Annotated in this window: 18 protein-coding genes; 15 read left to right on the forward strand and 3 right to left on the reverse strand. The window is 27.4% G+C overall.

The genetic code is table 11. The features are described 5' to 3' along the window. Positions 1 to 111: 111 nt before the first annotated feature. From splB to truA, 9 genes are all read left to right on the forward strand, one after another. Positions 112 to 1134, forward strand: coding sequence for a spore photoproduct lyase (splB, locus tag BS62_RS12375; RefSeq protein ID WP_496491591.1), 1023 nt, complete (start codon positions 112 to 114; stop codon positions 1132 to 1134). An 85-nt stretch (positions 1135 to 1219) separates the two neighbouring features. Beyond that, positions 1220 to 2035: an ATP-dependent sacrificial sulfur transferase LarE gene (gene larE / locus BS62_RS12380; RefSeq protein ID WP_496491592.1), complete on the forward strand. Its 816-nt coding sequence runs from the start codon at positions 1220 to 1222 to the stop codon at positions 2033 to 2035. A gap of 10 nt (positions 2036 to 2045) precedes the next feature. After that, positions 2046 to 3182, forward strand: coding sequence for a THUMP domain-containing class I SAM-dependent RNA methyltransferase (locus tag BS62_RS12385; protein ID WP_496491593.1), 1137 nt, complete (start codon positions 2046 to 2048; stop codon positions 3180 to 3182). A 169-nt stretch (positions 3183 to 3351) separates the two neighbouring features. Then, complete coding sequence (locus tag BS62_RS12390; protein ID WP_496491594.1) at positions 3352 to 3609, forward strand: hypothetical protein; 258 nt, start codon at positions 3352 to 3354, stop codon at positions 3607 to 3609. Positions 3610 to 3695: 86 nt separating this feature from the next. Next, positions 3696 to 4322 (forward strand): HD domain-containing protein, encoded by a 627-nt coding sequence (locus tag BS62_RS12395; protein ID WP_496491595.1) that lies wholly within the window; start codon positions 3696 to 3698, stop codon positions 4320 to 4322. 253 nt (positions 4323 to 4575) lie between these two features. After that, entirely contained in the window at positions 4576 to 5949 is a 1374-nt protein-coding gene (locus tag BS62_RS12400; protein WP_496491596.1) for a hypothetical protein, read from the forward strand. A gap of 19 nt (positions 5950 to 5968) precedes the next feature. Next, positions 5969 to 6667, forward strand: coding sequence for a cell wall metabolism DNA-binding response regulator WalR (gene walR / locus BS62_RS12405; RefSeq protein ID WP_496491597.1), 699 nt, complete (start codon positions 5969 to 5971; stop codon positions 6665 to 6667). Continuing rightward, complete coding sequence (locus BS62_RS12410; RefSeq protein WP_496491598.1) at positions 6646 to 8100, forward strand: sensor histidine kinase; 1455 nt, start codon at positions 6646 to 6648, stop codon at positions 8098 to 8100. Before walR ends, BS62_RS12410 begins: the two co-directional genes overlap by 22 nt. Positions 8101 to 8116: 16 nt before the next feature. After that, on the forward strand, positions 8117 to 8857 hold the full coding sequence (truA, locus tag BS62_RS12415; RefSeq protein ID WP_496491599.1) for a tRNA pseudouridine(38-40) synthase TruA: 741 nt from the start codon (positions 8117 to 8119) through the stop codon (positions 8855 to 8857). Between the two features lie 161 nt (positions 8858 to 9018). Here the strand turns inward: truA and BS62_RS12420 are convergent, their stop codons facing one another. Beyond that, entirely contained in the window at positions 9019 to 9399 is a 381-nt protein-coding gene (locus tag BS62_RS12420; protein WP_496491600.1) for a DUF4363 family protein, read from the reverse strand. Positions 9400 to 9404: 5 nt separating this feature from the next. After that, complete coding sequence (locus BS62_RS12425) at positions 9405 to 10076, reverse strand: DUF421 domain-containing protein (protein WP_496491601.1); 672 nt, start codon at positions 10074 to 10076, stop codon at positions 9405 to 9407. A 191-nt stretch (positions 10077 to 10267) separates the two neighbouring features. Between BS62_RS12425 and miaB the strand changes: the two genes are divergently transcribed. From miaB to BS62_RS12455, 6 genes are all read left to right on the forward strand, one after another. Continuing rightward, a complete protein-coding gene (miaB, locus tag BS62_RS12430; protein ID WP_496491602.1) occupies positions 10268 to 11701 on the forward strand; it encodes a tRNA (N6-isopentenyl adenosine(37)-C2)-methylthiotransferase MiaB in 1434 nt (477 codons plus the stop codon). A gap of 55 nt (positions 11702 to 11756) precedes the next feature. After that, a complete protein-coding gene (gene mutS / locus BS62_RS12435; RefSeq protein WP_496491603.1) occupies positions 11757 to 14408 on the forward strand; it encodes a DNA mismatch repair protein MutS in 2652 nt (883 codons plus the stop codon). A 29-nt stretch (positions 14409 to 14437) separates the two neighbouring features. Next, positions 14438 to 16321: a DNA mismatch repair endonuclease MutL gene (mutL, locus tag BS62_RS12440; RefSeq protein ID WP_496491604.1), complete on the forward strand. Its 1884-nt coding sequence runs from the start codon at positions 14438 to 14440 to the stop codon at positions 16319 to 16321. 2 nt (positions 16322 to 16323) lie between these two features. After that, positions 16324 to 17283, forward strand: coding sequence for a tRNA (adenosine(37)-N6)-dimethylallyltransferase MiaA (gene miaA / locus BS62_RS12445; protein WP_496491605.1), 960 nt, complete (start codon positions 16324 to 16326; stop codon positions 17281 to 17283). A gap of 67 nt (positions 17284 to 17350) precedes the next feature. Next, entirely contained in the window at positions 17351 to 17605 is a 255-nt protein-coding gene (hfq, locus tag BS62_RS12450; protein WP_496491606.1) for an RNA chaperone Hfq, read from the forward strand. Positions 17606 to 17809: 204 nt separating this feature from the next. After that, positions 17810 to 19087, forward strand: a complete 1278-nt coding sequence (locus tag BS62_RS12455) for a methionine gamma-lyase family protein (protein WP_496491607.1) — start codon at positions 17810 to 17812, stop codon at positions 19085 to 19087. Positions 19088 to 19192: 105 nt separating this feature from the next. Here the strand turns inward: BS62_RS12455 and lexA are convergent, their stop codons facing one another. Further along, entirely contained in the window at positions 19193 to 19828 is a 636-nt protein-coding gene (gene lexA, locus BS62_RS12460; RefSeq protein WP_496491608.1) for a transcriptional repressor LexA, read from the reverse strand. Positions 19829 to 19856 lie beyond the last annotated feature (28 nt).

Below are 19856 nucleotides of genomic sequence, written 5' to 3' on the forward strand. Positions count from 1 at the left end.
TTTTCACTTTATATTATAACACTTATTATTAATTTTTAAATTTAAATAATTATAATAATATATACCTTTAAAACAAACAATAATTATATATTATTTGAAAGGAGAAAAAATATGTTTGTACCTATAAGAGTTATTTTTGAAAAAGGTTCCTTAGACTATGAATTAGGACAAGAGATATATAATCAGTTTAAAAATAAATCAGATGTAGAAATTATAAAACTATCTTCAAATAAAATTAATACATATATTCCAGGTGAAAATTTACATAATAAATATAGAGAAGGAAAAAAGACTTTGGTTGTAGGAATCAAGAAAAGTCTAAAATTTCAAACTTGTAAGCCATCTGCCCATTATCAATTGCCCTTAGTTAGCGGATGTATGGGACAATGTGAATATTGCTATTTAAATACTCAATTGGGAGACAAACCCTTTGTAAGGGTACATGTAAATACTGATGAAATACTAAAACAGGCACAAAAACATATAGATGAAAGACAACCAGATATAACAGTATTCGAAGGAGCTGCAACTTCAGATCCTGTACCAATTGAACTTTATACAAACTCACTAAGAAAAACTATCGAGTATTTTGGATCACAAGAGTATGGGAGATTTAGATTTGTAACAAAATACAATGACATTGATACACTGTTAGAAGCAAAACACAATGGGCATACAGAAATAAGATTTAGCCTAAATACAGAAAAAGTAATAAATGAGTATGAACATTTTACGGCATCAGCAAAAAAAAGGATTGAAGCTGCAGCTAAATTATCTCAAAAAGGATATCCAATTGGATTTTTAATAGCTCCAGTATTTATATATGAAAATTGGAAAGAAGAATATAGAGATTTAATAAGTAAATTAACTGAAATTTTACCTAAAGATACTAAATATCCTATAGATTTTGAAGTAATATCACATAGATATACTACTAAAGCGAAAAATAGGATAATTGAAATATTTCCAAGTACAACTTTGCCTATGGAAGACGAAGAAAGAAAATTCAAATATGGTCAATTTGGGTATGGGAAATATGTATATCAAAAGGAAGATATGAATGAAATAAAAGAGTTTTTTAAAGAAGAATTGGATAAAGCTTTTACAAATAAAAACATTAAATATATAATATAAAATCTATCAACCTTTTATATTTGATTTTATTCTACAAATTAGTATATAATTAACATTAATAGAAATATATAGGAGGTTGTCTTAATTGGATAGAGATCAAAAGCTAGATTTATTAAAATCTAATTTAAAAAAGTTAGGAAGCATAGCCATAGCATTTTCTGGAGGTGTAGATAGTACATTTTTACTAAAAGTGGCTCATGATACTTTAGGAGACAATGCTATAGCTATAACAATTAAAGGGATTATGCACAGTAGTAGAGAGATAGAAGAAGCCAAAGAATATGCAAAGCAAATTGGAGCAAAGCATGTATTAGTCCCAGTTGAAAAATTTGAAGTTAAAGAGTTTATAGATAATGATCCCTTGAGATGTTATTACTGTAAAACGGCAGTATTTACTAATATAAAAAATATAGCAGCATCAAACAATATAATATATGTTGCTGATGGTACAAATATGGACGACTTAGGGGACTATAGACCAGGTATGAAGGCTTTAGAGGAGTTAAGTATTGTAAGTCCTTTAAAAGAAGCAGGAATGACCAAAGAAGATATAAGAATGTTATCAAAAGATTTAGGATTAGAAACTTTCGATAAACCTTCATTTGCTTGTTTAGCATCTAGAATACCTTATGGAGAAAAAATAACAGATGAAAAACTAAGAATGATAGAAAAAAGTGAAGATTATCTACTTGAATTAGGATTTAAACAGTTTAGAGTAAGATGTCATTTGGACATTGCTAGAATAGAAGTAGCACCAGATGAAATTTCAAAGTTTTTTAATGAAGACTTTATGAAACAAACTCATGATGAATTACAAAAATTTGGATTTAAATATGTTACTTTAGATATGTTGGGTTATAGAACAGGAAGCATGAATGAAGTATTAGATTCAAACAACTAGGAGGAATTATATGAATAAGTATACACTTGTAGCTCCATGTTTTTTTGGAGTAGAAAAAATGCTTTCAAGAGAAATAACAAACTTAGGATATGAAATCGAAAAGGTAGAAGACGGAAGAGTAACATTTACAACAGATGAGTATGGGATAAGCAAATCAAATATGTGGCTTAGATGTGCTGAAAGAATATTATTAAAAGTAGCAGAATTTGAAGCTACTACATTTGATGATTTATTTGAAAGCACTAAACGTATAGATTGGAGTAAGTATATACCATATGATGGTGAATTTCCTGTACATAAAGCTACATCAATAAAATCAAAGCTTTTTAGTACACCAGATATACAAGCTATAGTAAAAAAAGCAGTAGTAGAAAGTATGAAGAAAAAATATGATGAAAATTGGTTTCTGGAAAATAAAGAAAAATATCCAATATATGTTTTTCTTAATAAAGATAAAGTTACTTTATGTATAGACACAACTGGAGAAGCTCTTCATAAAAGAGGATATAGAGAAAAATCAAACCAAGCACCTATAAGAGAGACATTGGCAGCATCTCTAGTATACTTAACTCCATGGAGACCAGGAAGACCCCTAATAGATCCATTATGCGGATCAGGAACTATATTAATAGAAGCTGCTATGATAGGATTGAATATGGCACCAGGTTTAAATAGAGAGTTTATATCAGAAAAATGGAGAACTATAGATAAAAAAATATGGCCTAATGTTAGAAAAGAAGCTCGTGATTCTATAAAAAATGAAAATTTCAAGATAAAGGGTTATGACATCGATTCAGAATCTATAGAAATAGCAAAAGAAAATGCAAAACTTGCAAATGTTAGTAAATATATAGACTTTGAAGTACAAGATGTTAAAGATTTGAAAATAGATGAAGAGTATGGATTTTTAATAACAAATCCTCCTTATGGTGAAAGATTAGAAGACAAAGAAAGTGTTAAAGCTTTATATAAAGAAATGGGAAAAGTATTTAAAAAGTTGGACACATGGTCTTACTACATTATAACTTCTCATGAAAAATTTGAGTATGAATTTGGAAAAAAATCAGATAGAAATAGAAAGTTATATAATGGAATGTTAAAAGCCTACTATTATCAATACATGGGTCCAAAACCACCGAAAAAATAATAATTACTAATAAACAGAGTCTGTATAATTCAAATACAGGCTTTTTTTATTAGTAATTTTCGTCCTAGTAGGGCAAATTACTTAAATATATTTTAAATAAAGGTAACAAAAATTTAAAAAATAAATATTATATATAGGAATGAATAAAATTATATGGGGGTATAGATTAATGGCAAAAATGAAATTTAGAATGAAGAAGAGAACTAAAAAAAACAATATAAATGTTGATGTAGACACTAATATAGAGAAATACGACAAGGATATAACACAAGAAGATAGAACAACAGAAAATTCATTTGATGATTTAAATTTAGACCAAGATATAACTGAAGAGATAACTGAAAAAACACCTAAAGCAAGAAAGAAAAAAAGAAAAATGAAAATGAGATTTAGAAATCCATTAGTTAAATTAATGAAAAAATTATAAATAAAATAACATAAAAAACGTTAAAATAAATAATAGAGCTTAGTTATTCTAAGCTCTATTATTTATTTTAATAGGAGATGAAATTTATGACTAATGAACAATTATTTAATGAGATAAATAACCATCTATTAAACGATGAAAAACCATCTATATATTTAGATAAATTAAAAAAAGAAGGTCAACTAAATAAAGAACCTTTTGATTGGCTAGTTGATTTAGAAAAAATAGATCAATCTAAAAAATATCATCCAGAAGGAAGTGTATGGAATCATGTAATGTTAGTTGTAGACAATGCAGCTAAGCTAAAGAACAAAAGTGAGAACAAACAAGTATTTATGTGGGGAGCCCTTTTACATGACATAGGTAAATTAACTACAACTAGATTAAGAAAAGGTAGAATAACATCGTACAATCATGATGTGGAAGGAGAAAAGTTAGTTGTAAAGTTCTTGAATATGTTAACTGATGATGAAGATTTTATCTTAAAGGTATCTAAAATTACTAGATGGCACATGCAACCGTTATTTGTTAGCAAAAACCTACCATTTTCAGAATTAACACAAATGGTATCTGAAATTAATATTGATGAAATTGGACTAATATCCTTAGCAGATAGACTAGGCAGAGGGAATATGACAGAGGAAATAGAAAGAACAGAGATTGAATCAATCAATAAATTTTTACAGGTTAGCAAAAACATAAACAATAACTAAAAAGGTATATACTTCCTTATATTTAATATTATAATTATAAATAAAATATAAAATGTAAGGAAGTGAAATTTATATCACTATAAAAAGTATGTAAGCATTGAATGAAACACATGCCTATGAGATAATAGATATGATGAAATCTTTGGTAAATAATACATATTCACAAAATAAGATATAATTCCTTTATATGATATTAAAACCATAAACACTAGAGCTATATGTAATATGTTTTTTATAACTTAGGAGGTTTTAAATGAAACGCATTATTATATGTTTTTTAGCTACAATAATTTCAATAATATCTTCTGGATGTACTAGTTCAAGAACTCCTGAGCAATTAATAAACAAGCCTATTAACAATAAGGAGCAAGAGACATTATACAAAAACATTAACCAGTTGTTACCACCAAGAGCTTCTTTAATACTTCCCTCAAACTCATCTGAAGTAGGCACTATAAACAAAGTGGATTTAAACAATGATGGTATAAAAGAGGTAATTGCTTTTGAAAAGAAAGAAGATATATATACCGAAAATAATGAAATTGGATTTATGATTTTAAATGAAGAAAATCAATCGTACAAGTTAGTAGATACTACTTCTGAAAAAGGAACTCGTTTAGAATATGCTAATTTTTATGATTTAAACAATGATGGAATAAAAGAAATAATACTCATATGGAGTATTGCTGAAACAATACATACAAAAATGAGTATTTATAGTTTTAATGAAGATAAAATAGAGAAAATTTATACTTTGAACCAAAATTGGTTACCTGAAGAGGTTAAGAATTATCCCATGAAAATAAAAATAGGAAATTTAGATAATGACAATATTGTAGATATAGTTTTATTTAATTATAATGGGATAACTTATGATATGTATGCAAGTTTATGTAATTTTGATACTAAACTAAACTTAGTAGATCATATGAAATTAAAATCAAATTACGACATATCAGACTCGTATATAACATTAGGGAATATTTCTTCAGAAAAGAAAGGGATTATGATAGATATACCCTTAACACAAGATAGTTATTATACACAGATTCTTTATAAAGAAGAAGATACATTAGAAAAAGCTTTTAATGATTATTATGCAGCTACGTATAAATCTTATTATATATCAAATCAAGATATAAATAATAATGGCATATTAGATATACCTGTTGTTACTGAAAAAAATAATTATAGAATTAAAAGCTCTTCTACAGTAACATGGTATGAATGGAATAATAAGAATAATAAAAATAATGAAGAAATCGAGGATTTAAGGTTTACATCGCAAATATATTATAATTACAACTATAATTTAGAGTTTAGAATTCCTTCATCTCTTGTAAATAAATTAAGAGTTGAAGAAGAATATAAAGGAAACAATGTTTATTTTAAATTTTATTATTTAGATCCACATGTATCAACACAAAAAAATATATTTACCATAGGTTATATAGATAAAAATACATTAGATGATAGCCAAAAAGTTCCTACTATGGGAGATTCAAGTTTTTATATAGCAGAAACTGATACAAAGGTATTTATGGGGGTTATTAATAAGTCAAATATATCTAGAAATATAGAAATAACACAAAAAATAATAAAAAATAATTTTAAATTAATATATTAATTAATGTAAGGGTGATTGTATGAAAGATAAAATACTGATATTAGAAGATGAAATAGGAATAAGAAGCTTTGTAAGTATAAATTTAAAAAGAGAAGGTTATGAGGTTATAGAAGCCTCTACTGGGCAAGAAGCCATAGATAAAATGAACGAAGAAAAAGATATCTCAATAGCCCTTCTTGATGTGATGTTGCCAGACATCAGTGGTATAGAAGTATGTAAATATATAAGAGATAATTTTGATTCTGTCGGAATAATAATGATGACTGCAAAATCTCAAGAAGAAGATAAAATAGAAGGTTTTATTTCTGGAGCAGACGATTATATAGTTAAACCGTTTAGTATAAAAGAATTGCTTATGAGAGTAAGTGCACTTCTCAGAAGGTTAAAAAAAGATGATGTTAAAAAAGATAACAGTGTTATAGAAAGTGAGCCATTTAAACTTGATACAAACAAAAGAAAATTGTATAAAAATGGTCATGAAATAGACTTAACACCGACAGAGTTTTCTATTGTAAAATATCTAATGATTAACACAAAAAAATCACTTAGTAGAGATCAAATACTAGACGAGGTTTGGGGTAAAAATTATTTATATGATTTTAAAATAGTAGATGTAAATATAAGAAGAATTAGAAATAAAATAGAAGATGACCCGTCAAAACCTAAATACGTACAAACAGTATGGGGATATGGTTATTGTTGGAGAAAGGAAGAGTAACATTGTTACATTTTGAAGGTCTGCATTTTGAAGGATTAAGAAAGAAGATAATACTAAATTATTTAAAAATAATAATAATAACAGTAGTTTTATTTGAAGCTTTATTTATTTTCTATATTAAATTCTACTATTATAATTCAGTGGAACAATCATTATTAAATAAAGCCTCTTACACATATGATTTTTATAGTAAATACATGTCTAGTGACAATTTAGAAACTAAACTAAATCATATATATTCAAAAGAAATTTCTAATAAAAACTTTGAATTTGCAGTTCAAGTAATAGATAATAACTATAATATGATAATAGATCAATATGGTTTTAGTTCAGGTGAAAAAATAGAATATGAAGACATTAAACAAGCTTTAAAGGATAAAATATATCCATATGTATATACTACGAAAGAGACAAAAGAACATGTTATGAGTGTGTCTGTTCCTTTAAAAGTAAACAACAAAATAGAAGGACTAGTTAGATACACAGTATCCTTAGATAATATAGATATAACAATAATAAAGATAATAGCCAGTCTTATTCTAGCAGGTATTATTATATTAGGTATAGCCTTATCACTTAGTTTAAAGTTTGCAAATACACTAGTGGTTCCATTGAGGGAATTAAAAGTTTTTGCAAATGAACTAGCTCATGGAAATTACAATATAAAATTAAAAAATAGAAAAATATCAGATGATGAAATAGGAGAACTAGGACAAACTTTTGAATATATGGCAGAAGAAATAGACAAAAGTGAAAAATTAAAAGATGAGTTTATATCATCTGTTTCTCATGAACTAAGAACACCTCTAACATCTATTAAAGGATGGAGTGAAACTCTAAGCTATGGAGCCACACAAGATGAGTTAGATTTAGGTTTAGGCATAATTCAAGATGAAACAGACAGACTCATAAAATTAGTAGAAGAACTTCTAGATTTTTCTAAGCTATCATCTAATAGACTTAAACTTCAATTAGATATAGTAAATCTATATGCGTTACTTAGAGATACAATAAATCAATTTAGAATAAAAGCTAATGAAAAAAATATTAACTTATCATTAGATATAGAGGGGGAGCTTAAAAATATACAAGGTGATAAAAATAGATTAAAACAGGTTCTAATAAATCTTCTTCAAAACTCATTAAAATTTACTAAAGAAAATGATTATATAGTTATAAAGGCCTACCAAGATGAAAATTATACTTATATAAAAGTTATAGATAATGGAGAAGGCATAAGTAAAGAAAATCTTGAAAAGGTATTTTCTAAGTTTTTCCAAGAGAATTATAATAAATCAGGGAGTGGCTTAGGCCTTGCTATAAGTAATGAAATAGTTAAGTCCCATGGAGGAGAAATTAATATAGAAAGTGTAAAAGGTATAGGAACCACAGTTACGGTTAAAATTGTAAATAAATTGTTAGAATCTATGTAACAAGAAAGGGTATAAAATGAGAAATATAAAACTAATTATTCAATATGATGGTTCAAGATATAAAGGGTGGCAAAGACTTGGTGATACAGATATGACGATTCAAGGGAAAATAGAGTCTGTCATTAGTAAAATGAGTAATGAAAATATAGAGATAATAGGTTCAGGAAGAACAGATGTAGGAGTTCATGGAATTGGTCAAGTGGCAAACTACAAGATGAATAGTGATATGAGTATTGAAGATATAAAAGATTATCTTTATAAATATCTTCCTGAAGATATAGTAGTAAGAGATGTAGAAGAAGTTGATGATAGATTTCACTCAAGATATAACTGTACATCTAAAACATACTTGTATAAAATATGGAATTCTAAATATCATAATCCATTTTTAAGAAAATACACAAATCATATAGAAAAAAACTTAGATATAGATCTTATGAAAAAGGCATGTGTATATCTTATAGGAGAACATGATTTTACTAGCTTTGCATCTTCTAAGTCTAAGAAAAAGTCTAATGTACGTGAAATATACTCTATTGATATCCAAAAACAAAATGAATTGATAGAAATATATGTACATGGAAATGGATTTTTACATAATATGGTTAGAATAATAGCAGGAGCATTAATAGACGTAGGGCTAAAAAGAATAAATCCAGAAAATATAAAAGAAATGTTAGAAGCTAAAGATAGAACTAAGGCTTCAGATACAGCACCTGCAAAAGGATTGTATTTATATAAAGTTAATCATAAATAAAATAATAAAAAGAAATCTAGTATAGTGCGAGATTTCTTTTTAAATTACAAGGATATTATAATTTATCCGATCTGTGGATAAGTTATAATATCCAACTGATAACCTTGAGCAACGGACCTGATTTTCAAGGTCGTTGGCGACATGAGCGTAGCGAATTTTTATTAAAATATATTGTGTATACCATAAGATTCTTTTTCTATTATATGATGAAATGAATGTTGTATAAGTTCGACTTGTTCTACACATAAAGCTGGATCTTTCATTTCTATTCCATCTCTTAGTATATGAAGATATAGTGTTACAGTATCTAATTCTCCGTGATTTAAAACTACATACCATTTGCCTTTTTCTTTAACCCAATTTTCATAGGTTTCTTCTAATTCGATAGTTGCTTGATCCCATTTTTCATTTTCTACATACTCATCAACTAACTTAATTTTATCAGTATAGTAATTTACAAATTCATTAGCTTCTTTATTAATATAAACCCCTGACATAACTAACACAAACGTCCATATCATAACTCCAATAAAAGCCTTCATAAATACTACTCCTTTTTTTGCTTTATTTGTGCGTATATGTTATCGTCTTCATCTAATATACATATGAAGGTACTTTTAAAATCACTTATACCTTTTTTCTTAAGTTTATTAAGTAACCACTGTTGATCTTTATTTATCATTGCCAAATTTTCCTTTAAAATCGTGCCATCTAAAATTAGCATTATCGGAAGATGCTTGAAGTCCTTAGATTGATCTTCGTCGTCTGAACTTAAACCTGGAGCTGGGACTACACTTAAATCTCCATCTGTTTCTAATATTGCATATTGAACTTCTCTTAAATTAAAATAGCCTTGTAATCTTAATTGTTCTAGTAATTCATCTATACCTAATCTTTCTTTTCTCATTGATTTTTCATCTAATATACCTTTTCGTATTAAAATAGTAGGTTTCCCAGATATTATTTCTCTACCTTTAGTACTTTTTACACTTATATATGATACTATCATTTGTATAAACATAAGACCTGTTATTGCTGCTATTCCATATGTAATTGGAACTTTATTATCTTCCATTGGAAATGCTGCAACTTCTGCTATCATAAGAGTTATTACTAATTCAAAGGGATTCATTTCAGAAAGCTCACCTTTTCCCATTACTCTTAATGCTATTAAAACTGCTATATATAATATAATTGTTCTCACTAATACTACTATCATCTTAACTCCCCTTATAATATTATTTTATATATATATTATTCTTACTAGTTAATAAGTTTTTATTCCCATAAGAATAAAATATCAACAGTTCTTTACCAATAACATCTTTAATTTTACAAATATCTTTGATATAATAAGCTTTGAAACTCAATAGTATCGACAGAAAATGATATTTGTAAGGAGGCATTACAATGGGTAAAAGAAAACAAGTACATGTTTCAATAGATAAAATACAGGAACAAGAAAGATTTATAGAAGCTATAGGTGAAAGAAACAATAGATATTATGCTATACATGAAAGAAATCCAAAATATATAATACAAACATTTGGTTGTCAAATGAATGAGCATGATTCAGAAAAATTATGTGCTATGCTTGAGACTATGGGATATGAAAGAGGTTTCATGCCTGAAGAATGTGATCTTATAATATATAACACTTGTGCGGTTAGAGAAAATGCAGAACTTAAGGTATATGGAAACTTAGGTCATCTAAAATCACTAAAAGCTAAAAATCCTGATTTAGTAATAGCTGTATGTGGTTGTATGATGCAACAACCTCATGTTGTTGAAGAAATAAAAACTAAATATAAACATGTAGGATTAGTATTTGGTACTCACAATCTTTATAAATTCCCTCAATTGTTAACAGAATCAATGGAGTCTGATAATATGTTAGTTGATATATGGGATGTTGATGGAGAAGTTGTTGAAGGTCTTGCAAGTAATAGGAAATACGATTTAAAAGCATTTGTAAATATAATGTATGGATGTAATAACTTCTGTACTTACTGTATAGTTCCTTATACAAGAGGGCGAGAAAGAAGTAGAAACTCACAAGACATAATAAATGAAATAAAAGATTTAGTTGCAAATGGAACTAAGGAAATAACACTTCTTGGTCAAAATGTTAACTCATATGGTAAGACATTAGAAGAAGATTATACTTTTGCTCAATTACTTAGAGACGTAAATGAAATAGAAGGTTTAGAAAGAATAAGATTCATGACTCCACATCCAAAGGATTTATCTAATGATGTTATATATGCAATGAGAGATTGTGATAAAGTATGTGAGTCGCTACATTTACCAATCCAATGTGGAAGTACAAACCTACTTAAAAAAATGAATAGACATTATTCTAAGGAAGATTATTTAAATCTATATGAGAAAGTAAAGAAAGAAATACCTGATGTAGCACTTACAACAGATATTATGGTTGGATTCCCTGGAGAAACTGAAGAAGATTTTGAAGATACACTAGATGTAGTTAGAAAAGTTAGATATGACTCTGCATTTACATTTATATATTCTATAAGAAAAGGTACTCCAGCAGCTACTATGGAAGACCAGATACCAGATGATACAAAGCACGAAAGGTTTAATAGATTGCTTAAAGAAATAAATCAGATATCAGCTGAAATAAATGAAAGCTATAGAGATAAAATAGTTGAGGTTTTAGTTGAAGGAAAAAGTAAAAATGATGAGAATAAGTTAACAGGTAGAACTAGACAAAATAAACTAGTTAATTTTGAAGGAAATGAAGAATTAATAGGTGAGCTTGTTAATATTAAAATAATTGATCCTAAGACGTTCTCATTAAACGGTATAGTTATAGAAGAATAATTTGTTTAAAGCACTCTATATAGAGTGCTTTTGAATTAAGGGGGTAATTAATATAATGAATATAAAAAATATAGACCTTAAAAAGCTTACTCCGATGATGAATCAATATTTTGAAGTAAAAAACAGATATAAAGATTGTATTGTCTTCTTTAGACTTGGAGATTTTTATGAGATGTTTTTTGAAGATGCAATAGCAGCTTCTAAAACCCTTGAGATAGCACTTACAGGCAGGGAATGTGGTCTTGATGAAAGAGCACCAATGTGTGGTATACCACATCATTCTGCAAACAATTATATATCAAGATTGGTTGAAAATGGATACAAGGTTGCCATTTGTGAACAAGTTGAAGATCCATCAGTAGCCAAAGGAATAGTAAAAAGAGATGTTACAAGGGTAGTAACTCCAGGTACAATAATGGAGGGAAATCTACTTGAAAATAAAAAAAATAACTATCTAATGGCATTATATTTAGAAGATGGTAATGTAGGAATTTCTTATGTTGATATAAGCACTGGAGAGTTATACTCTACATCATTGAAAGAAGATAAAATTATAGAAGAAATAGCTAAAATTAATCCAAGTGAAATAATTTCAAATGAAAATGATTACCTAGATAATTTAGAAACAATAGCTTTGCTTAACAATATATATATTAATAAAATTTTTAATGAAGATTTTTTAAATGAACAAATATTAAACGAGTATTTTTCTAGTGAATATATAACTTCTACTAATATTAATAAAGATAAGTTTACATTAAAAAGCTTAGTTATTCTTTTAAACTATGTATTTAATACTCAAAAACAAGTAACTAGTAATATAAATAGTATAAACGTGTATAATTCTGAGGAATACATGATACTTGATATGTTTACTCGTTCTAACTTAGAACTAACTAGTACTATGAGAAATAATCAAAAAAAAGGTTCTCTACTTTCTGTATTAGACAAAACTAGTACAGCTATGGGTGGAAGATTAATTAGAAAATATATAGAGCAACCACTTATAAATAAAGTGAAAATTGAGGAAAGATTAAATGTTATAGAAGAAATAAAAGATGATTTTATATTAAGAGAAGACATAAATGATACTTTAAAAAATGTATATGATATAGAGAGAATATGCGGTAAAATTGCATTTGAAAAAGTTAGTCCAAAAGAGATGATAAATCTTAAAAACTCTATAGAAAAGCTTCCTAGTTTGAAAAGCATAATATTAAATTCAAATGCTACAAAGCTAAAAAAATATATCGAAAAATTAGATGATTTACAAGATATATATGATTTAATAGATAGTTCTATATTAGAAGAACCAGCCCTTACTATAAAAGAAGGTGGGATAATAAAGTCTGAGTTTAATGATGAATTATATGAACTTAGACAAATATCTCAAAATGGGGCTCACATGATAAAAAATCTAGAAAATAGAGAAAGAGAAAAAATTGGCATAAAGTCTCTTAAAATAGGATTTAATAAAGTTTTTGGATATTACATTGAGATTACAAAAACTAATTTAAAACAAATAGATTTATCAAATGAGTATATAAGAAAACAAACACTAAGCAATGCTGAGAGATTTATTACCCAAGAGCTTAAAGAGATAGAAGATAAGATACTTAATGCAGAGGATAAGATAAAGCAATTAGAGTACGATTTATTTGTTACTATTAGAAATAATATATATCTAAACATAGATAGAATACAAAATGTTGCTAAACTTATAGCAAATATAGATGTATTTCAGTCTTTAGCAACAATAGCTTATGTTAATAACTATTGTAAACCCTCAATAAATAATAACGGATTTATAGATATAAAAAATGGTCGTCATCCAGTTGTTGAGAGTATAATAGGAGAAGAAAATTTTGTGCCTAATGATACTTTCTTAAATAATAATGACAATATGATAGATATAATTACTGGACCTAACATGGCAGGTAAATCAACATATATGCGTCAATGTGCAGTTATAAGTTTAATGGCTCACATAGGGTCATTCGTACCAGCCGAATACGCTAATATACCTATAATGGATAGAATCTTCACTAGAGTTGGTGCAAGCGATGATTTATCACAAGGTCAAAGTACATTCATGGTTGAGATGACTGAGGTTTCTCAAATACTAAAAAATGCTACAAATAATAGTTTAGTAATACTTGATGAAATAGGACGTGGCACTAGCACTTATGATGGTATTAGCTTAGCTTGGTCTATAGTTGAATATATTCATAATAATATAGGTTGTAAGACTTTATTTGCAACTCATTACCATGAATTAACAGATTTAGAAGCTGACTTTAAAGGCGTAAAAAATTACTCTATAGCCGTTAAAGAACAGGGAGAAAATATAGTATTTTTAAGAAAAATAGTATCTGGAGGAGCTGATAAAAGCTACGGTATACATGTTGCCAAGCTTGCAAATCTTCCAAATGATGTAATAAAAAGAGCTACTAACATACTTAAAGATTTAGAGAAAAATCATATAAACACAACGGTTCAATTAGAAGGTCGTAAAACTGAAGATAATGAATATGAAGATGTAATAAAAGAAACTGCTATTTCTATAGAACCGTATGTGCAATTATCTTTTGAAAGCTTCGATAAAAATAATTTAATACAAGAACTCACAAATTTAGATATAATAAATATGACTCCAATGGAAGCTATGAATGCTTTATTCAATCTTCAAATAAAGGCAAAAAAATAAAATGTATAGATATATGGGGCTGATTTAAAGTGATAAAAAAAATCAATATATTAGACGATTTAACTATAAATAAAATAGCTGCAGGAGAGGTAGTTGAAAGACCATCTTCTGTAGTTAAGGAACTTGTAGAAAATGCAATTGATGCAAAGTCTTCTAAGATAACTATTGAAATACAAGATGGCGGTAAAAAACTAATAAGAATAACTGATAATGGTGAAGGTATAGCATCAAGTGAAGTAGAAAAATCATTTTTAAGACATGCTACAAGCAAAATAACTAAAGTAGATGATCTATATGATTTATATTCCCTAGGATTTAGAGGTGAGGCTCTTGCTAGTATATCATCAATTTCTAAAATAGAAATAATAACTAGAACTAAAGATGAACCAATAGGTACTAAGATGATAATAGATGGTGGAAAACTTGTATCTAAAGAACCAGTAGGTACTACTGTAGGTACTACTATAATAGTAAAAGATCTATTTTTTAACACTCCTGCAAGACAAAAGTTTTTAAAATCATCTAATGCCGAAAATATGAATATAAGCGATATGATAAATAAGCTAGCTATAGGTAATTATAATATACAATTTAAATATATAAATAATAATAAAGTAATATTGACTACACCTGGTGATGCAAATTTATTAAATACAATAAGAAGTGTATACGGCAAAGAAATTTATAATAACTTAATAAGTATCAATATAGACAACAATATAATGCAAGTTGATGGATATATAGGAAATAATAACATATATAGAGCTAATAGAAGTTTACAACATATATATGTAAACAAAAGGTATGTAAAAAGCAAAGTCATACTAGATGCTATACAAGAAGCCTATAAATCAATAATTCCTATAAATAAGCATACTATATGTTTTTTAAATATAACTTTAGATCCGTCTAAAATAGATGTAAATATACATCCAACTAAGCTTGAAATAAAATTTGAAAAAGAAAATGATGTATATATAACAATGAGAGATACAATAAAAAACAAACTTTTAAATTCTACTTTAATAGGTAAGTATCAAACTCCAGAAATAAGCTTTAATCAAAAACCTATACAACCAATATCAATAGAGAAATTAAATTTCAATACAGAAGATATAAAAGCTATAGAGGAAAATAAAATCGATATTATAGATAATAACAAACAATTAGATATAATAGATATAAATTCAGAAATAAATGATTTAAATTTAAATAAGAAGTTTGAAATAGATGACTTTATTAAGTTAGATAAACCTAATGTTTCGGAAAATTTACAAATTAAAGAAACTACTGATGATTATATAAATGAGGACAGTTATAGCCATGATAACAAAATTTCCTTTAAAAACTACAAAGTAATAGGAACTCTATTTAATACCTATATAGTTCTAGAAAAGGGAAATTCGCTATTTTTATTAGATCAACATGCTGGTCATGAACGAATACTATATGAAAAATATATGGACAAGTTTAATAAAGAAGAAATAAACATGCAATTACTGTTAGACCCTATAGTACTAGAGGTTTCTAGTAAAGATATGCTATCAATGGAAGAAAATCTAGATTTATTTTTAAAACTTGGTTTTGAAGTAGAGATTTTTGGCAATAATCACATTATGATAAGAAGTGTGCCTAATCTATTTGGGTTGCCTCAATCTGAAAAGTTCATATTAGATATAATAGATAACATGGATAATATTACAAGTAATTATGAACTTAAAAAAGAAAAAATAGCGTCTATGGCATGTAAATCAGCCATAAAAGCTCATGATTATATACATGATATAGAAATAGATAAATTATTAGAAGAACTTGAAAAATGTATAAATTCATTTACATGCCCTCATGGAAGACCAATATTAGTAGAATTGACTAAATATGAAATTGAAAAAATGTTTAAGAGAGTAATGTAGAAATGGAAGGGGCTGTAAAATTGAGTATTATTCCTTTAATAATATTAACGGGGCCAACTGCTGTAGGAAAAACTGAATTATCTATAAATATTGCTAAAAGGTTAAATTGTGAGATTATCTCAGCTGACTCAATGCAAGTTTATAAATATATGGATGTTGGTACAGCTAAAATAACATACGATGAAATGCAAGGGGTTAAGCATTATTTAATAGATGAGGTAAAACCAGATTTTGAATTCTCTGTTGCAGAATTTCAACAAAGGTCTAAAAAATATATAAAAGAAATAGATAAAAAAGATAAATTACCTTTAGTTACTGGTGGAACAGGGTTGTATTTAAACTCACTAATATACAATATGGATTTTGCAAAATCAGATGCTAACAACGAAATAAGAGAAAAGCTTAATAATGAAGCTGAAGAATTTGGTACTATATATTTACACAACAAACTAAAAGAACTAGATATACAGGCTGCAAGTAGAATACATCCTAATAATACAAAAAGAATTATAAGGGCCCTTGAGGTATGTTATCAAGGAAAACAAATGGATGATTTTAGCTTAGATTTAAAATACAATCCAGAATACAAACCAATAATAATAGTTTTAAATAGAAACAGACAGCATTTATATGATAGAATAAATAGACGTGTAGATATAATGATAGAAAATGGATTAATTGATGAAGTTAAAAAGTTATTATCTATGGGATACAGTAAAGACATGGTATCTATGCAAGGAATAGGATATAAGGAAATAATTAAGTATTTAGATGATGAATATTCTTTAGATGAAGCTATAGAAATAGTAAAGAGAGATTCAAGGAGATATGCCAAAAGACAAATAACTTGGTTTAAGAGATATGAAGAAGCTAAGTGGTTTGACTTAGATGAATATACTGATTTACAAAAACTAGAAATTGATATATTGTCATATATTGAAAATGCAAAAGAAATTATGTAGAATATAAGATAGTATGCTTTTGTTATTTAAATAGATATATATAAAAATTCTCGGGAGGGTTTAACGTATGAGAAGTACTGTTTTGAATTTACAAGATTTATTCTTAAATCATGCTAGAAAAGAAAAGGTTGCTGTAACAATCTTTTTAATGAATGGGGTTCAAGTAAAGGGATTTGTAAAAGGATTTGATAGCTATATCATATTAGTTGAAGGTGAAAACAGAAAGCAAAATATGATATATAAACATGCTGTATCTACAATAATACCAGATAAGCATGTAGCATTTACTAACAACAACCAAAACCAAACTCAAAGTAGATAAAAGATAATATTTAACAGGATAAATAGTCGCATGATTCTATTTATCCTGTTTTTTATTTGACAAAGTGCTATATTTCCCATATAAGAACAAATGTTCTTTTAAGGAAATAACAATATATTTCTGCAAACATTGCAACATAGTACTATATTATGTTAAAATTCTAATGTTGCTTTTGAAATATTTACATAAAGACAGGTGGTTTATATGCTTAAAGAGACAAAAGATTTGCTAATTGATTTTTACAAAATAGATGAAGATCTATTTTCTTTATCTGAAGAAGTAATGAAAGATATAAGTAATATGTTTGAAGAAATAAAACAAGTAAGGGAATATAATCAATATAAGGTATTAAAAGCAATGCAAGAAGCTAATTTAAGTGATATACACTTTAATTGGACAACAGGATACGGGTACAATGATATAGGCAGAGAAAAAATTGAAGAAATCTATGCTAAAGTATTTAATACAGAAGATGCTATTGTTAGACCTATAATAGTAAATGGTACTCATGCATTAACACTATGTATTACAGGCTTAGTAAGACCTGGAGATGAGATATTATCTGTTACAGGTAAACCATATGATACTTTAGAAGAAGTTATAGGAATAAGAGAATCTAAAGGTTCTCTAAAGGAATTTGGAGTTACATATAATCAAGTAGATTTCTTAGATGATGGAGAAATTGATTATGAAGGTATAAAAAGTTCAATAAATAATAAAACTAAGTTAGTTTTAATACAAAGGTCTAAAGGATACAGTTGGAGAAAGTCATTAACTATAGACGATATAGAAAAAATAATAAACACTGTAAAATCAGTAAAACCAGAAGTTATTGTTATGGTTGATAACTGCTATGGCGAGTTTATAGAGGCTAAAGAGCCAACAGATGTAGGTGCCGATATAATGGCTGGATCTCTTATAAAGAATCCTGGTGGAGGCATTGCTTTAACTGGAGGATATATTGTAGGAAAAGAAGAATTAATAGAACTTATATCATATAGACTTACGTCTCCAGGTATTGGTAAGGAATGTGGTCTTACATTTGGAACATCAAGAACTGTACTTCAAGGGTTTTTCTTAGCTCCATATGTAGTATCTCAAGCTTTAATGGGAGCTATATTCTGTGCAAGATTGTTTGAGAAAGTTGGATATAGTGTTTTACCTAAATATGACGATTTAAGAAGTGATATTATTCAATGCATAAGACTTAATAGTGATAAAGAAGTTATAGATTTTTGTAAAGGCATCCAATCTGCTGCCCCAGTGGACTCATTTGTTAAGCCAGAACCCTGGGCAATGCCAGGATATGATTGTGATGTTATAATGGCAGCTGGAGCTTTTATACAAGGTTCTTCAATAGAACTTAGTGCAGACGCCCCTGTTAAACCTCCTTATAATGTATACTTCCAGGGAGGTCTTACATTTGATCATTCAAAACTAGGAGCTTTAAAAGCATTACAAAATATAAAATCTAATAAATAAAATTCGCTACGCTCATGTCGCCAACTACCTTGAAAATCAGGGACCTTGCTCAAATTTAGTAGTTGGAAATTAAAAAAATAGGACTTCTATTATTATATAGAAGTCCTATTTTATAACTCTAAACACCCCAGTTACTTTACCTATAATACTAACTTTATTTGCATCTACTATTATAGGTTCCATAAAATCATTTTCTGGTTGTAACCTTACAAAATCTTTTTCTTTAAAAAATCTCTTTACAGTAGAAGATTCATTTTCTATTAAAGCAACAATGATATCTCCATTGCTAGCAACTGAAGTTTTATCTACTACTATATAGTCCCCATCTAATATACCAGCATTTATCATACTTTCGCCTTTTACCTTTAATAAAAAGTTCTCTTTTCCTGATACTAAACTTGCTGGAAGGGGTATATATTCATCTATATTCTCAACTGCTAATATAGGCTGACCTGCTGTTATTTGACCTACTAATGGAATTTGCAGTATTTCTTGATTAACTCCTGTAGAATCATTTAGGTTAGCAGCATCTAGTATTTCTATAGCTCTAGGTTTGGTAGGGTCTCTTCTTATATAACCCTTTTTTTCTAGTTTACTTAAGTGAGAATGAACTGTTGACGTAGATTTTAAGTTAACAGCAACGCATATTTCTCTAACTGATGGTGGATATCCTTTTGCATTAAGTTGATCTTTAATATAATTTAATATATGTATTTGTTTATCATTTAAATCTAGATACATTATAAATCACCTCATTTCTAATTAATAT

Source organism: Sporacetigenium mesophilum DSM 16796, assembly GCF_059569055.1.

Bases quoted from the DNA above. Each gene is read 5' to 3' on its own strand.
- BS62_RS12390 (WP_496491594.1), top strand. From the start codon at position 3,352: ATGGCAAAAATGAAATTTAGAATGAAGAAGAGAACTAAAAAAAACAAT.
- mutS (WP_496491603.1), top strand. From the start codon at position 11,757: ATGAATATAAAAAATATAGACCTTAAAAAGCTTACTCCGATGATGAAT.
- BS62_RS12400 (WP_496491596.1), top strand. From the start codon at position 4,576: ATGAAACGCATTATTATATGTTTTTTAGCTACAATAATTTCAATAATA.
- BS62_RS12455 (WP_496491607.1), top strand. From the start codon at position 17,810: ATGCTTAAAGAGACAAAAGATTTGCTAATTGATTTTTACAAAATAGAT.
- BS62_RS12385 (WP_496491593.1), top strand. From the start codon at position 2,046: ATGAATAAGTATACACTTGTAGCTCCATGTTTTTTTGGAGTAGAAAAA.
- BS62_RS12425 (WP_496491601.1), bottom strand. From the start codon at position 10,076: ATGATAGTAGTATTAGTGAGAACAATTATATTATATATAGCAGTTTTA.
- miaA (WP_496491605.1), top strand. From the start codon at position 16,324: ATGGAAGGGGCTGTAAAATTGAGTATTATTCCTTTAATAATATTAACG.
- BS62_RS12420 (WP_496491600.1), bottom strand. From the start codon at position 9,399: ATGAAGGCTTTTATTGGAGTTATGATATGGACGTTTGTGTTAGTTATG.
- BS62_RS12395 (WP_496491595.1), top strand. From the start codon at position 3,696: ATGACTAATGAACAATTATTTAATGAGATAAATAACCATCTATTAAAC.
- splB (WP_496491591.1), top strand. From the start codon at position 112: ATGTTTGTACCTATAAGAGTTATTTTTGAAAAAGGTTCCTTAGACTAT.
- hfq (WP_496491606.1), top strand. From the start codon at position 17,351: ATGAGAAGTACTGTTTTGAATTTACAAGATTTATTCTTAAATCATGCT.
- miaB (WP_496491602.1), top strand. From the start codon at position 10,268: ATGGGTAAAAGAAAACAAGTACATGTTTCAATAGATAAAATACAGGAA.
- walR (WP_496491597.1), top strand. From the start codon at position 5,969: ATGAAAGATAAAATACTGATATTAGAAGATGAAATAGGAATAAGAAGC.
- truA (WP_496491599.1), top strand. From the start codon at position 8,117: ATGAGAAATATAAAACTAATTATTCAATATGATGGTTCAAGATATAAA.
- lexA (WP_496491608.1), bottom strand. From the start codon at position 19,828: ATGTATCTAGATTTAAATGATAAACAAATACATATATTAAATTATATT.